Genomic DNA, 16245 nt, shown 5'->3' with positions numbered 1-16245 from the left:
ATTTGCTTAGTGTGGAGTATACTCTATATTTGGTCAACCAATATTGGTTAACCAATTTTTTGTGACTGAAACCGACCATTTCATCAACGATTGCAAAACAAACTGCCAATGACGACCCCAAAAAACAGACTGCTAAAGCGCTGTTTATCAACCACCCTTTTTCTTTTTATCAGTCTACTAGCCCTGGCGCAGAAAACGGTAGAAGGAAAGATCACCGATGAAAAAACTGGTAAACCAATCACGGGTGTGTCCATCACGGTGTTTGGTTCCAAAAACGCAGGCGTTAGCTCCGACGACAAAGGAATCTTCTCCATTAAAGTAAATAGTGCCAAAGCCAGATTAATGGCCAGCGCCGTGGGCTATAAAGCCATGGTGGTTGACCTGAATGGCAAAACCAGCATCACCATTCAAATGCAGGTGCAGGCGGCGGTGCTCGATGATATTGTGGTGATCGGGTATGGCCAGCAACGCAAATCGCACCTTACCGGCGCGGTGTCAAAAGTGAAGAACGAAAACCTCGACGAAATTCCTACCTCCAGTTTAGATAAATCCCTCATTGGTAAAATTGCCGGGGTAACTGTTCAGAATGTTAGCTCCGAGGTACAATCGAGCCCCCGCATTCGCGTGCGCGGTTTAAGTTCCATCAGCGCCAATGCCGACCCGCTGGTGGTAGTGGATGGTCACCCCGTACCTGATGGGTTAGCGATGGTGAGTACGTTTGATGTGGAATCCATAGAGGTGTTGAAAGACGCGGCATCGGCGGCCATTTACGGTTCGCGCGGGGCCAATGGCGTTATCATCATTACAACCAAAAGCGGCAAATCCAGCAGGCCCAAATATGGGTTGAAAGCTTATTACGGCGTGAAATCACCCTACAAGCTGAACCCCATCATGAGCACTACGGAGTACACGGAGAAAATGTACAACGAAGCGGCCATGCGCGCCAAAGACCCTACCGTAACTGCCAGTAACCAAAATCTCCTCACTCCGCAGGAAAAAGCGCGGTACCTGGTGGAAAGCGTGCTGCGCAATGGCGATGGCACCAACTGGCAGGATGAAGCTATGCAAAACGCCTCCATCTACAATGTGCAGTTAGGCGTATCCGGTGGTAAAGACCTGCGTTATTATGTGTCGGGCAATTACCAGGGCGACCAGGGCATTATGGCGCACAGCTCGCTGAACCGGATGAACTTTAAAACAAGGATCGATGGGAACCTGAGCCCGAAAGTGAAGTTCAATGTAAATTTCAACCCCTCTTACTCAAGGGCTGAAGCTCCTGCTGCCAACTTTACCGATTACTATCGCTTTTATTCCGGCCTGCCGGTAAAACATACCGCTGCTACGGCCGCCTTTGTAAAACAAAATCCGCAATGGGCCAACCTGCAACCGGGCGACTGGGCACAGGCCGGGCATTTCAGCAATCTCATTTACCAGGGCTATATGCCCGATGGCACTTACTACAACAGCGCCACCGACCCCGGCGTAACCGATGGCAAGGTGATCCCCTTCTCCAGCAGCAACAATACCCCTAAGTCAATTGCTGACCGGAACAGCAGTTTTACCGATAACTACCGGGTATTGACAGGCGCCGATCTTACTGTTGACCTGATGAAAGGTTTGTCGGCCAAAACTTCGGCCAGCGCGTACTTCAATTATGTGGAGACAAACAGCTTTTCAAAAAAGAACGCGAAAGCTGACGGCGATGTAAATAAGGGTACTAACTATTCCAAAAAGTACATCGACCTGTTATGGGAGAACACGTTGAACTATAACACCAGCATAAAAAATAAACACAACATTGCTGCAGTAGTAGGTTTCACTGCGCAAAAGACCAATATCAATGAAAGCCAGCTCACAGGATTGAACCTGCCCAGCGACGATATTCAAACCCTAAACCAGACCTCGTCGATTGATTTGTCCAATACATACACCCAAAAAACACCGATCGGGTTGTTGTCTTACCTGGGCAGGGTCACCTATGACTATGATGGCAAGTATTTGTTCTCGGCCAGTATGCGTACCGATGGCAGCGGTTATTTTCCCGCGGGTAAGAAGTACGGTTACTTTCCCGCAGTATCGGCCGGCTGGCGCATCAGTGGTGAACCGTTTATGGAGGGCCTGCACTGGTTAAGCAACCTGAAGATCCGCAGCAGTTATGGCGCAACCGGTAATAATAAAATTGAACCCTTCTCGTACCTCGAGCTGCTGAACCTGGCCAATTATTCTTTTGGCGCCGGTACCGGAACAATGACCAGTGGCCTGGCCGCCAACAACGATGTGCTGCCCAACGTACTTACCTGGGAACGCACCTTCCAGTACGATGCGGGCATCGATATCGGGTTGTTTGGCGACCGCATTACCGCCAGCATCGAGTATTATAATGGCACAACCGATCGTCTCTTGTACAAACAGGCCGCCATGTCATTCTCCGGTTCTAATCAATACTGGAATAACATTGGTAAAGTGCGCAACCAGGGGATGGAGCTGGAAGTATCGTCGGTGAATGTGCGCAATAAGAACTGGCAATGGTCAACCAGCCTCAACATTTCGGGTAACCGCAATAAGTTGTTGCAAATGGGCGGCGAACCCTATCAATATAATTATGGCGAACGCAACGAAATATATGCCTCTGTAGTGGGCAGCCCCTCCGTACAGTTCTTTGGTTACAAAACCGATGGCGTATGGAAATCTGACCAGGAAATTGCAGATGCAAAAGCGGCCGGTTATTCCAGCGCCATGTCGAAATACTTTGTAGCCGGCGGGCTGAAGTTTGCAGACGTGACCGGCGACAAGATCATAGATGAGAATGACCGCACCGTGCTGGGCAAACCCTTTCCTGATTTTACCTGGGGCGTTACCAATACGATCAAATACAAATCGTTCGACCTCAGCTTTGTGATCCAGGGCGTACAGGGCGCCAGTATCCTGAACGGCGATGCGTATTACAACGAATCAAAATGGTACAATAAAAATTTCAACACGGCCGGCCGCTGGGTGAGCGCTGCTTTCCCCGGTGATGGTAAAACGCCGTATTCCAGCACGGGCAGCGACTGGATGCTGACCGATTATGTAATTGAAGATGGTTCCTATGTTGCCTTGCGCAGCGCCATGCTTGGTTACTCCTTACCAGCCAAACAGGTAAAACGATTGAAGTTAAACGGTATTCGCATGTATGCCGCCGGTGAGAACCTGTTTTACATGATGTCAAAATCGTATCGGGGTATCAATCCGGAAGCCAGAACAATCTCCGGCGCCTATTCTTCGCCGCTGATAGACGGTTACCAGCGCGGCGGGTTTCCGATAGGAAGAACCGTAACCCTGGGGATAGACATTAATTTTTAACGTGGCCATTTGAAAAATCTGGAATTATGAATTGGTTCAAACAACTCTCTATAATAACACTCGTTGCAGGCCTTGGCGCCTGTAACAGGATCATAGATCTTAAACCACAATCGAATGTAACGGTTGAGAACTATTACCATAATTATGACGAAGTAAAAGTAGCGCTCACCGGTTGTTACAATGGCATGCAGAAACCATTGGAAACAGAATGGATGATGACCGAACTGCGGTCCGATGTTTCCAAACAGGGATCGCCGGGCAGTACCTCGGTAGCCAATATTGAGTTGAACGATTTGAATACCTACCTGGAGAACTCCTCGCACAGCCAGGTGTATAACTACTGGTACTATACCTATAAAAATATCCGCAGCGCCAACTATGTACTCAGAAGCCTGGGCGTGGATTATGCCAACGGACAGATCACCCTGGGCGAACCAACGGCGCAAATGGACGACGTGCAACGCAAACAGCTGGCGGGTGAGGCCCTGTTCATCAGAGCGTACCACTACTTTAACCTGGTGCGTTTGTTTGGCGGGGTGTTTATTCTTACCCGGTCAGAAGATCCTGCTGCGTTGAAATCGATCAACCGCTCCTCCGTAGAAGAATGTTATAAACTGATCACGGCCGACCTGCAGGCGGCGAAGGACTGGATGACGCCGAAAAACTACAGCGCCATGGCGCAGGAAGACCTGGGCAGGGCAACTACCTGGGCTGCCAAATCGCTGCTGGCAAAAGTATACCTCACCGCTAACCGCAAAACCGATGCCCTGCCGTTGCTGGATGATGTGATCAACAACAGCGGTTACGACCTGCTGGCCAACTATGCCGATGTGTTCAGCATCGGCAATGAAATGAATAAGGAAATTGTTTTTGCTGTACGGTATAAGGCGGGTGGACTGGGCCTGGGTAATTATATGGCCAATTCCTTTGCCGCATTGAACAGTGGCAGCGCCATTTTAAACGGGAACGGTTCGGGGTTGAATTATCCTACCGATAATATGGTTTCCAAATACATTGTTCCCACAACAGGTTTTGCCGATAAACGCAAAGCGGCTACCATTGATAAATACAATACGCTGAATTATGTAAAGAAATTCCTGTCGCCGGTAATGTTGAAGAACGATGCGGAAAACGATTTCCCGGTGATCCGGTTTGCCGATGTGTTGCTGATGAAAGCGGAAGCGCTGGGTTTTGATCCTGTTTCGGTTGACATTATCAACCGCATCCGCACGCGGGCGGGCGCAGGGGTATATCCCGGTACCGGTAGTTTCTCGGCCGCTTTTTATCAGTACCCGGCATCAGGTACAGAAGCGATCACCAGTACTACCTTCCTTATCAAATTACTGGATGAAAGAAGGATTGAGCTGGCGTTTGAGAACCACCGCCTGTTCGACATTACGCGTACCGGTCAGTTTGTGACCACCATGCAGGGGTACTATGCGTCGGAATACGATGCGCATTATAAAAAGTTCAAACCGGCCGTGCTGCTGACCGACCTCCAGCAGAACATTATAACCCGGCCCCTGCTGCCAATACCCCAGCGGGAATTGGATACCAATAACGAGATTGACATAGACCAAAACAGTGGGTTCTAATGTGATAATGTGATAATTCGATAATCCCGATAAATCGGGACAGGTGGTGATAATGGGAAATACAATACATGGTTCATTAAAGTAGTGAAAGTCCATATGGAAAAAATATATAAGTCATCAATAATAATAGTCGCAGCAATTATAACGCTGTTGGCCTGTCATAAAAAAGATATTGTTCAACCCGATGGAACCGTAACCAGTCCAGATTTTGTGTACAACGTAGCGTTAAAAGGGTTTCAACCCCAGGCGAGCGTGAGCGGTTCTGTCAGCGCTACCATCAGCATGGGCGTGATCTATTATTACCTGCAACGCGATGGCAAACAGGATACACTGATCCAGGTTGATTTTCCTGCTGCAGAAAGCAGACGGGCTTATCAATTTGAGGTGAAAGCCGCCTCGTGGGCGGGGATTAACCTCGCCGGCGTAAAGGGGCTGAAGCTGTTATGTGTGCAGGATAATAATTCCTCTTTTGAAAAAATAATTAAGATCAGTTACTTCGATCCCAATGCGCCCGTGATCACGGGATTGCCTACCAGCCTTACGCCGTCCTTAACCGCTTCTACGGCCATCACCGGTAAAGCCACCAGCGAAACCGGGTTGGCAAAAATCTATTATGCCGATAACCGCAATGGTAATTTCGCCAACCTCGATAGCGTGTTGGCCAATGGAAGCAAAGAACTGGCGCTTAATTACAATTATACCTATGGCGATGGCGCCGGACAGTTAAAGGTGATTGCGGTAGATATTTATGGCTTGAAAACGGAGTCCATCATCCAGTTTGTAAACATTCCCTTCAAACCGGTGATCACCTTCAGTGTTACCGAGCTGCCAACCGCATTGCCCGATGGTAAACCGGATATCTCTGGTACGCTGAAATCCTATACACCGCTCAGCACAGTAAGCATGTATGCGGTAACCAACACTGGTGAAACTTTACAGGGAACGGTTACACCAGTTCTTACCAGTTCATCCGGCAACGAGTACAACTACAGCTTTACCTATTCAGGTTTTGGCTATGCAACAAATGTTACTGCGGCCAAACTGGTAGCCAAAGACGCCGGTAACAGTCAGAACAATGCCTCCGTACCGGTTAAAATATTGTCCTATTATTACTGGAAGAACATGACCATGATGTCGCAGGGCACTGCTGCCGTCAATTCCGCCACCTGTTTCTTTACCGGCGAAACCGCGGCGCCGCTTATTGGCGGATGCGATGTGGTGAATGATGCCAGCACCCATGCAAAGATTGATTTTGCCATCTTTACCAACAGTTCGCTGGCGATCTCTTTCAATAACCCGGCAAATATTTCCGCCTCCACGCTGGCCACCTTTAAATGTAACGGTACTTCCTGGGCGCCGGCTACGCCAACTTCCAGTACCCTGAAGAAGACTGTGTTCCGGGTGCTGGGAACCGGTTCTGCAGAGACCGCGGTGGCCAATAAATTCAACAGCAATACCATCACCGATATGAGCGATGCTACTTTCACCGGGGTATCTGCCCCAACTGCCAATGCGCCTAACAACACTACCTTTGGGGTAGGCTCCATCATCTGGGCAAAAATGACACCGGCCGGTGGTAGCGGAGCAACAAAGAATATCCTGATCAAAGTGAATGCGATCAACATAGTAGCGTCGCCCAACCAGGGCACGTCTACCCTTACATTCGACATTATGAAAGAACAATAAAAAATCAGTAACCTTACACCTTGTAATAAACAACGTATTATGGATACCGCAGATATTATACAGAGTATAAAAAGCATAGAGTTTGAAAGTCCTGCCGACAAGATCATTCAACAATTAAAACAGCTGATCGTTTCCGGGCAGTTAAAACCGGGCGACCGGTTACCGGCCGAGCGCGTACTGGCCGAAAAACTGGGTGTGGGTAGAAGTTATGTGCGTGAGGCCATTCGCAAGCTGGAGTTTTTCGGTCTGCTGAAAACTTCGCCCCAGAGCGGCACCTATGTATCGGGCTACAGCATAAAAATGATCGAGGGCGTACTCACAGATATCATCAATTTTAATAAAGACGATTTCTCCGCCTTGATAGAAGCCCGGTATTACATGGAGATCAATGCGGCGAGGCTGGCAGCCATGCGCCGCACCGATGAAGACCTGGCAATGATCCGCAGCGCTGTGGAGGATTACGACAATAAAGTAAACAACAAACAGGACGCCATCCAGGAAGATATGTTTATTCACCTGCGCATTGCCAATGCCACCAAAAACTCGGTGTTTGAAAGCATGCTGTTGATGCTGCTGCCTGATATCATCCGCAACATAGTGGAGAAAAAGATCTGTGGCGATAACCGCGGGGTAAAGGCCATGGCGGAGCATCATGAGATTTTGCAGGCGATTGCAGACCAGGATGCGGAGGCGGCGGGTGCAGCAATGGCGGCACATTTAGATGACATCTTTAGGATTAGTAAAGAGGTGAAGTTGATATAGTGGGTAGAGTTGACCAGTTAACCAGTTGACCGGTTAACCAGGAGGTTGACAGAGTTGACGAAGTTGATAAAGGCTAAAAATGTTATTAGGTTAAATATTATAATGAGGCTGTATTCCTCCCCCTCCACCGGAGGGGGCCGGGGGGAGGCCTGAATCTTAAATGTCGAAATGAAAACAAAAGGAATTTGTATTGGTATTTTGTATTTGCTTACGGCTTATAGCTTACGGCTTACAGCTGCTACCATACCGGTTAGCAATCCTCAACAACTACGGGAAGCGTTGGCAAAAGTGCAGCCAGGAGACACTATTTTACTGGAGAAAGGCAAATGGAATAACGTAGCGCTGCAGATTGAAACAAGCGGTACCAAGGAAAAGCCGGTGGTGATTGCAGCGGCGGAACCGGGAGCGGTGGAGTTTACGGGTAATTCGTTTATTCAGTTTGGCAGTAATCATGTGGTAGTGTCGGGGATCTTGTTTGCAAATGGTTTTGCCGAGAAAGGCGCTACGGTGGAATTCAGAAAAGACAATGACCACCTGGCCAATAACTGCCGGCTCACCAATTGTGTGTTTGACAGCTATAACAAACCCGGTCGTTTTGATACGGAAAGCTGGGTGATTTTCTGGGGACAGCATAACCGGGTAGACCACTGTACGTTTAGAAATAAGTTAACCAGCGGTCCAACCATTATTGTAGAATTGAATGATGAACGCAGTCAGCAAAACTACCATGAGCTGGATAGCAACTATTTTAATGGCCGGCTGGCGCTGGGTTCCAATGGCGGGGAGACCATCAGGGTAGGGGTGTCGCGGTATTCTTTAACATCTTCCCGCATGAATATTCACCATAACTATTTTGAACGTTGTAATGGGGAGGTGGAAGTAGTATCTATAAAAAGCGGCGATAACAAAATAAACTACAATACTTTTTGGGAATGCGAAGGCGGACTGGTATTGCGGCATGGCGAGCGCAATACAGTAACCGGAAATATATTTATCGGTAACAACAAACCCAATACCGGTGGGGTGCGCATTATCAATCCCGGCCATACTGTAAGTGATAATTTGTTCTTCCAGTTGGCTGGAGAGCGGTTTCGTTCTGGATTCAGCGTGCTGAATGGGGTGCCTAATTCATTGCCGAACCGCTATGTACAAGTAAAAAATGTGCTTATAAGCCATAACACCTTTATTAATTGTAAAAGTATTGAGTTTGGCGCCGGTAAAGACCCTGAACGTACAGCGCCTCCCCGTAACGTAATCTTCAGTAATAATTTTATCAGTGTAGATGGTGGTTCTTTATATAAAGATGACAATAATGATGGAGGGATAGTATTCAAACACAATACATTCAATGGGGCATCCCAGCCAACAAATAAAGAATTTATCCATCTCGAATATCCAGCTATAAGAATATCAAAGTTTAAAAATATACGTATTGCTTTTTCCGGGAGTACCACCGATGGGGTTAGGGACGTATTAGCATGGATGGATGAACATAAAACCGGCGCTGCCTGGTTCAAACCAACTCAACCAAAACTAACTGCCCCTGTAACATATTCTGTTTCCGCAGCGCAAAGCAGGGAACTGCCTGCTATTGTTGCCAAAGCCAATGCAGGCGATATTATTATGCTTACCGATACCGGTTTGTATCAATTGGAAGAACCGGTAGTGATCCGTACCCTTTTAACCATAAAAGGAAGCAACCCTAAAGTACAATCCCAATTGGTGAGTACCACTGAGAAAAGCCTGCCCGCCTTTTTTCTTTTGGAGAATGGCGGCAGCGCTGCGGTGGAAAACATTCAGTTCAACAGCGCGTACAAAAGTTATGGCGATGTGCAGTCGGCCATCAGCACTACCACCAAACCCATGAACAGTCATTACCGCCTGCAGGTAAACAATTGTACGTTCTTCAATTTCAATGAAAGCAATTTCAGTTGTATAAAAGGCACTAAGAGCACCTATGCCGATTCCGTGATCATTACTAACTGCTTATTTCATCACAATTCCGGAACGGGCGTCGACTTTGCTGCCGAGAAAGACGATAAGGGCATTTACAACGTAGAACACCTGGTGGTAAAAAACTGTGCCTTTACCAATATGCTCAGCACCGCCATCAACGTATACCGTGGCGGTAACGATGAAAGTACCACCGGCCCGGATGTGACTATTGATCATTGCTCCTTTAAAGAAGTGGAGAACCGTATGCAGGGATGTGTGGTAAAGCTGCTGGGCGTTCAAACTGCTTCGGTAACCAACTGCGTGTTCAACAACAGCGGGGCCGGCGGACGCAGCATCTGGTTTGAAGAAATGAGCTGGGATAAACTGACCGTAGATTATTGCACATTTAATAAAAGCGGCCGGGTGAGTTCCTTTTTTAACAAGGCAACCGGTAGCCATAACACATACAGCCAATAAAATAGTTAATGCGCATGCCAGGAATGAAAAGAATTGGAATTATTTCAATGTTGATCGCGGGACTGTTTAACAGCACCATGGCACAGCAACATCCATCTATCTTATTGACAAGACAGAAAATTGACGAGGTGCGCAATGGCGTTTCCAGATTCCCTTTGTTGCAACAGTCGTGGAAGGAAGTGAAAAAAGATGCGGACAAAGCATTGAAAAGTCCCATAGACGTACCGGTGCCGCATGATGCCGGTGGCGGCACTACCCATGAACAACACAAAAAGAATTATCAGAACGTGCTGGCCTGCGGCATTGCCTGGCAGATCACGAAAGACGAACAATATGCGCGCTTCGTAAAAGACATCCTGTTTCAATATGCTGCTGTTTATAATACCTGGCCGCGGCACCCCAAACGCAAGGATACGCCCGGGGGTAAAATGTTCTGGCAAAGCCTGAACGATTGTGTGTGGCAGGTATATGTGATCCAGGGGTACGATTGCATTTATGATTACCTGAAACCCGAAGAGCGGAAGAAAATAGAAGACAATTTGTTTGAACCGATAGTAAAAGAGTTTTCAGAAGTGAATGGCGAGATCTTCAACAAGATCCATAACCACGGCACCTGGTCGGTAGCGGCCGTTGGCATGACCGGGTATGTGTGTGGCCGTAAAGACTGGGTGGATATCGCTTTGCATGGCAGTAAGAAAGACGACAAAACCGGCTTTCTTGCCCAGCTGAATGAGCTGTTCTCACCCGATGGATATTATACGGAGGGCCCGTATTACCAGCGCTACGCTATTTTACCCTTTATCTTATTTGCCAAAACCATTCAACAATACCAGCCTGAGCTGAAGATCTATGATTACCGCAATGGCCTGTTGAAGAAATCGGTGAATACGGCCCTTCAATGTACCTACACCAATAAAATGTTCTTCCCGGTAAACGATGCCATGAAGGATAAAAGTTACGAAACGGAAGAAATGATCTATGCTGTTGATATTGCCTACAGCGATATGCAGAGCGGCGACGACCTGCTGGATGTGGCACAGCAACAACAAAAAGTAATTGTAAGCGATGCCGGGTTGAAAGTAGCCAAAGCGGTGGCTGAAGGAAAAACAAAACCATTCGCCTACGTACCCATGTGGATAAGCGATGGCGCCGATGGCAAAGGGGGCGGACTGGGTATTTTAAGATCGGGCAGCAACGACGACCAGGCCTGTGTGCTGATGAAAGCCGCTTCGCAGGGTATGGGGCATGGCCATTTTGACCGGTTGAACATTTTGTACTACGATAACAATACCGAAGTGTTCAGTGATTATGGGGCAGTACGTTTCCTGAATATCGAAAGCAAGAACGGAGGTAACTACACCAAAGAAAATAATACCTGGGGCAAACAAACTGTAGCGCACAATACCATCGCGGTAGATAAACAATCGCAATACCAGGCCAACGAAAAAGCGGGAGATCAACATGCGCCCGGGCTGATATACTTTAACAACACCCCGCAATACCAGGTGGTGAGCGCCGAAGAAGACCATGCCTTTGAAGGCGTACAACTGGTTCGCACGGCGATCCTGTTTAAACCGGAAGGCGCACAAATGCCCTTGCTGATAGATGTATTCAAGGCAAAAAGCAAGGCGCCGCATCAGTACGATCTGCCCTTCTGGTACCAGGGCCAGCTAACCGACAGCAATTTCCCGGTGAACGCCAACAAAACCAAACTGTTGCCAGCCGGTGATAATTATGGGTATCAGCATATGTGGGTAAACAGCGACGACAAAGTGAATGCCGCCAACGGGGTGATAACTATCTTAAACAATAAGCGGTTTTATACCACTACCTTCCTGGCCGATACCGGTACCAGTTTGTGTTTTGTAACCTGTGGCGCCAATGACCCAGAGTTCAATCTGCGCAATGAGAAAGGGTTTATTATTTCACAGAAGGCGGCAGCCGGGCATACGTTCATCAATATTACCGAGCCGCATGGGCAAACCAATCCCATTGCAGAATACACTAAAGGTTTTAAACCGCTTACAAAAGATATCAAACTGGTAAACGACAATAGCGAAACCACCGGGTTTGAGTTTACGTACAACAAGAAAACCTATACCGTTACCCTGCAGTACAACAACAAACAATCATTTATTACTATAAAATAGGCCTTATGATCCAAAGCAATGAGTTTCAGTTTGAGCAAGAGATACCCTGGGAAGACGTTGGCAATGGCATTACACGGCAGATCTTCGGCTATGATGAAAAGGTTATGCTGGTAAAGGCAAAGTTTGTAAAAGGCGGGGTGGGCGCCATGCACCAGCATCCGCATTCACAGGTAACCTATGTTGACAGTGGCGTTTTTGAAATGACCATTGGCGATGTAAAAAAGATCATTCGCAAAGGCGATGGTTACTACGTACCACCAAATGTGTTACATGGTTGCGTGTGCCTGGAAGCCGGAATGCTGATAGATTCATTCTCGCCCCACCGGGAGGATTTTTTGAAGTAACAGACCAATTGGATCACCGCGACACTTAAAACCGATTTAAAATGCGATATACATCATTGATTTTTGTGGGCTTAATGGCCTGCCTGGGATCGTATGCCCAGGACTCTGCCAAAAAAGTAACTTATCCGGCAGGATATACTTCACAGATAGACGTGGTATACACCCAGGGCCGCGGCTGGCAACAAAGGATGGACCTGTACCTGGCGCCTAAAGAAAAAGGGCCGGCGCCCATTGTTATAAACATTCATGGCGGTGGCTGGAACCACGGCACCAAGGAATCACAAACCGGTTTTAACTCCTTCTTCAAAGCAGGTTTTGCGGTAGCCAATATTGAATACCGTCTTACGCCGCAGGCAAAAGCGCCTGCCGCAGTAGAAGACGCCCGCTGTGCGTTGATCTATATAATCAAAAATGCGAAGGAGCTGAATGTAGATGTAAACAAGATCGTGATCATGGGAGGCAGTGCGGGTGGGCACCTGGCCCTGATGGCGGGTTTGCTGGCCAATGATCATCGATTTGATGGGAACTGCCCGGGTATAGAAAACATACACGTAGCCGCCATCATAGACAAATATGGAATTACCGATGTGAATGACTGGGCGTATGGTCCGCATATTACCAGTAAATCGGCCACCAACTGGTTAGGCGATAAGGCAAAGGACGAAGCCTTTATGAGATCAGTATCGCCGGTGAGTTATGTAAATAAAGACAATCCACCAGTATTCATTGTGCATGGCGATGCAGATCCCGTAGTGCCTTACGAAGAGTCGGTTGAACTGCATAAGCAGTTGGAAGCAGCCGGCGTGAAAACAGTCTTTATGACTGTGCCGGGTGGAAAACATGGCGGGTTCCCGGCAGATCAAAACTCAGAAGTGAATAAGGCCATCATAAAATTTTTAAAGGAATTACAGCTTGGGAAATAAACCTCTTATATGAAAGGAAAGAACGAATTGCTTATTGCCCTGTGCGCGATTGCCTGTGTAACTACCTCAGGTATCAGTAAGCCCGTAGAAAGCTATCCCGCCACGGTGCTGAACCTCACCAACTGGAAACTGAATACGCCGCTGGATGAAGATAAGAACGGTACCTCCGATGAAATAAAACAACCGAAGCTGGCTACGTATACGATCGATCCCTGGTTCCATAACAATGAGAACAATACCGGCGTAGTGTTTCGCGCCAATTGCGGTGGTGTTACCACCAGTGGCTCCGGTTTTCCGCGAAGCGAATTGCGCGAAATGATCAACAATGGAAAAAGCGGCGCCAGCTGGTCGTCTGACGCTGGTACACATACCATGGAAATTGAACAGGCCATTACGCACCTGCCGGTGGTAAAACCGCATATCGTGGCCGGACAGATCCACGATGCTAATGATGATGTGATCGTGTTCAGACTGGAAGGAAAGAAATTATTCATCGATCACAATGGCGCCGATGGCGCTGTGTTGACGAGGGACTATGAATTGGGCACCCGGTTCAGGGTAAAGTTTGAAGTGGCGAACGGGGCAGTGAAAAGTTACTACAACGATGCGTTGGCAGAAACCTATCCCGTGCATTTTTCCGGCGCTTATTTTAAAGCCGGCGCCTATGTACAATCAAATTGCCAGGGCCGGAAAAAAGTTGCAGGAGAAAGCTGTGATGCTTATGGTGAAGTAGTGATCTATAAAGTGACCGTAACACATCAATAATGAAAGTAACACAACCCATAGAACAAACGGCCAGCGTTCCGGTTACAAAATCGGCATTTAAGATAAAAGGCTTGCGGTGGTATATAGTTGGGTTGGTGGCGCTGGCTACCATCATCAATTACATCGATCGCGGCGCCATCAATTTTATGTGGCCCTATATTTATAAAGACTTTGGGATTGCCGATGCCGACAGCAAAAGCGCCCTGGCTTTTATTACTACGTTCTTTATGGTAGCCTATGCCATCGGTCAAACTGTAACAGGAAAACTGATGGACGCCATTGGCACCCGCCTGGGGATGACGGTTTCCATTATTGGCTGGAGTATCAGCATTGCACTGCATGCGCTGGCCAAAAGTATTTTATCGTTCAGTGTCTTTCGTTTTTTGCTGGGGGTGAGTGAGGCAGGCAACTGGCCCGGCGCTACCAAGAGTAATGCCGAATGGTTTCCGGCAAAAGAGAGGGCCATTGCGCAGGGTATTTTTGGGGCCGGCGCTTCATTGGGAAGTGTGGTGGCTGCCCCGGTGATCGCTTATTTGTTCCTGGCCGTTGGGTGGAAGATCACGTTTGCTGCTATCGCCGTATTAGGCATAGTGTGGATCATTCCCTGGCTGCTGATCAATAAACAAACACCCGATAAACATCCCTGGATCACCAAAGAAGAACAGCAGCACATTCAGGCCTGTAATACCGATACAAAGAACCCGGTTCCGGAATCAACCATATATACCTGGAAGCAATTATTACAGTTTAAAAATACCTGGGGTATTATCAGTTCGCGCTTCTTTATTGATCCCGTATGGTGGTTGTTTGTAACCTGGCTTCCCACGTTTTTAAAAGAGCAGTATCATTTTGATATGAAACAGATCGGCGCTTTTGCCTGGGTACCGTATTTATTTGCCGCTATTGGCGGTTTGAGTGGCGGTTTCTTTTCTTCTTACTATATCAAAAGAGGCATGACCGCCGCCAAAGCCAGAAAACGCGCCATGACCATCGGTTCTATCTTAATGCTGGCCTCGCTGATTGTGGTGGCTGCTTATCTCGATCATTTAAAAGACAATATTTCCCTGGCCATCACTTTGATCAGCATCACCCTGTTTGGGTTTCAATTCCTGATCAACAACCTGCAAACCTTGCCCGGCGATTACTTCAATGGAAAGAATGTGGGCACGGTAGCCGGCATGGGTGGCACCGCAGCCGTGGTTGGAACACTCATTACCACATGGTTAGTACCCGTAATTACCCGCACCGGTTATACCTCTTTTTTTATAATGGGTGCGGCCATGGTGCCCATTGCCTGGGTATGTATAACCTTTATAACATCAAAAAAAAGTATTGAATTAACCTAAAAACATCCATAATGAAACTTACAGGAAAAGTAGCAATAGTAACCGGCGGTGCAAGAGATATAGGCAGGGCCGTTTCGGTAAAGCTGGCACAGGAAGGAGCAAAAGTGGTGGTGAATTATAACAGCAGTGTGGAACTGGCCGAAGAAACGCTCGCATTGATAAAAAAGGCCGGTGGGGAAGGAATTCTTGTAAAAGCGGATATCACCAAACGCGAAGAAGTGGTGCGATTGGTAACAGAAACAAAACGTGCTTTTGGACATGAGATCCACATCCTGGCGAATGTGGCAGGTGGCATGGTGGCCCGTAAACTCATTGCCGACATGGATGAAGAATTTTGGGACCAGGTGATCACATTGAATGTGAAGTCGGCTTTTTTAATGACAAAAGAAGTGGCGCCGTATATGCCTGCAGGCAGCAGCATCATTAATTTCTCTTCACAGGCCGGACGTGATGGCGGTGGTTTTGGCGCATCGGCCTATGCTACTTCAAAAGGTGCGATTGCAACGTTTACCCGCGCTATGGCCAAAGAACTGGGGCCAAAAGGGATCCGGGTAAATGCGGTAGACCCGGGCATGATAGCCACTACCTTCCATGATACCTTTACCAAACCTGAAGTACGTACAGCGGTGGCCAATGGAACACCTTTACGTAGAGAAGGGCAGGCGACTGAAGTGGCCGACCTGGTAGCTTACCTGGCCGGTAATGAAAGCAGCTTTATCACCGGCGCCAATATTGATATCAACGGCGGTACTTACTTTTCATAATGTACAATAAGACCTGTCAGGTGCGCCCCGGCTTGCAGGTCAGGCAAGATGTTGAAGCGCACCTGACAGGTCTTGTTCACCGATACATCAGAGCTAACCCGTTGGCACCTGCCGGCGGGTTTTTTTGCCCGCCTACGCTAAAGCTTCAGCGGCACG

Annotated in this window: 11 protein-coding genes; all 11 read left to right on the top strand. The window is 47.9% G+C overall.

The window, feature by feature from the left end:
• Positions 1-108 precede the first annotated feature (108 nt).
• Positions 109-3342, top strand: a complete 3234-nt coding sequence (locus NIAKO_RS25705; RefSeq protein ID WP_014221376.1) for a SusC/RagA family TonB-linked outer membrane protein — start codon at positions 109-111, stop codon at positions 3340-3342.
• Positions 3343-3368: 26 nt separating this feature from the next.
• Positions 3369-4937, top strand: a complete 1569-nt coding sequence (locus NIAKO_RS25700) for a RagB/SusD family nutrient uptake outer membrane protein (RefSeq protein ID WP_014221375.1) — start codon at positions 3369-3371, stop codon at positions 4935-4937.
• 96 nt (positions 4938-5033) lie between these two features.
• Positions 5034-6623, top strand: a complete 1590-nt coding sequence (locus NIAKO_RS25695; RefSeq protein ID WP_014221374.1) for a hypothetical protein — start codon at positions 5034-5036, stop codon at positions 6621-6623.
• Between the two features lie 39 nt (positions 6624-6662).
• A complete protein-coding gene (locus NIAKO_RS25690) occupies positions 6663-7385 on the top strand; it encodes a FadR/GntR family transcriptional regulator (protein WP_014221373.1) in 723 nt (240 codons plus the stop codon).
• Between the two features lie 168 nt (positions 7386-7553).
• Positions 7554-9797: a chondroitinase-B domain-containing protein gene (locus tag NIAKO_RS25685; RefSeq protein WP_014221372.1), complete on the top strand. Its 2244-nt coding sequence runs from the start codon at positions 7554-7556 to the stop codon at positions 9795-9797.
• Between the two features lie 23 nt (positions 9798-9820).
• On the top strand, positions 9821-11947 hold the full coding sequence (locus NIAKO_RS25680) for a heparinase II/III domain-containing protein (RefSeq protein WP_207622410.1): 2127 nt from the start codon (positions 9821-9823) through the stop codon (positions 11945-11947).
• Between the two features lie 5 nt (positions 11948-11952).
• On the top strand, positions 11953-12291 hold the full coding sequence (locus tag NIAKO_RS25675) for a cupin domain-containing protein (RefSeq protein WP_014221370.1): 339 nt from the start codon (positions 11953-11955) through the stop codon (positions 12289-12291).
• Between the two features lie 41 nt (positions 12292-12332).
• Entirely contained in the window at positions 12333-13214 is an 882-nt protein-coding gene (locus tag NIAKO_RS25670; RefSeq protein WP_014221369.1) for an alpha/beta hydrolase, read from the top strand.
• A 9-nt stretch (positions 13215-13223) separates the two neighbouring features.
• Positions 13224-13979, top strand: coding sequence for a polysaccharide lyase family 7 protein (locus NIAKO_RS25665; protein ID WP_014221368.1), 756 nt, complete (start codon positions 13224-13226; stop codon positions 13977-13979).
• Positions 13979-15325, top strand: coding sequence for an MFS transporter (locus NIAKO_RS25660; RefSeq protein ID WP_014221367.1), 1347 nt, complete (start codon positions 13979-13981; stop codon positions 15323-15325). The genes NIAKO_RS25665 and NIAKO_RS25660 overlap by 1 nt, the downstream gene beginning before the upstream one ends.
• 11 nt (positions 15326-15336) lie before the next feature.
• On the top strand, positions 15337-16089 hold the full coding sequence (locus NIAKO_RS25655; protein ID WP_014221366.1) for an SDR family NAD(P)-dependent oxidoreductase: 753 nt from the start codon (positions 15337-15339) through the stop codon (positions 16087-16089).
• Positions 16090-16245 lie beyond the last annotated feature (156 nt).

Origin of the sequence: Niastella koreensis GR20-10, from assembly GCF_000246855.1 — a bacterium.
In the GTDB taxonomy this organism is placed as follows: Bacteria; Bacteroidota; Bacteroidia; order Chitinophagales; family Chitinophagaceae; genus Niastella; species Niastella koreensis.
The sequence above is the reverse complement of the archived record's forward strand: the minus strand, read 5'-3'. Positions and strand labels throughout refer to the sequence as shown.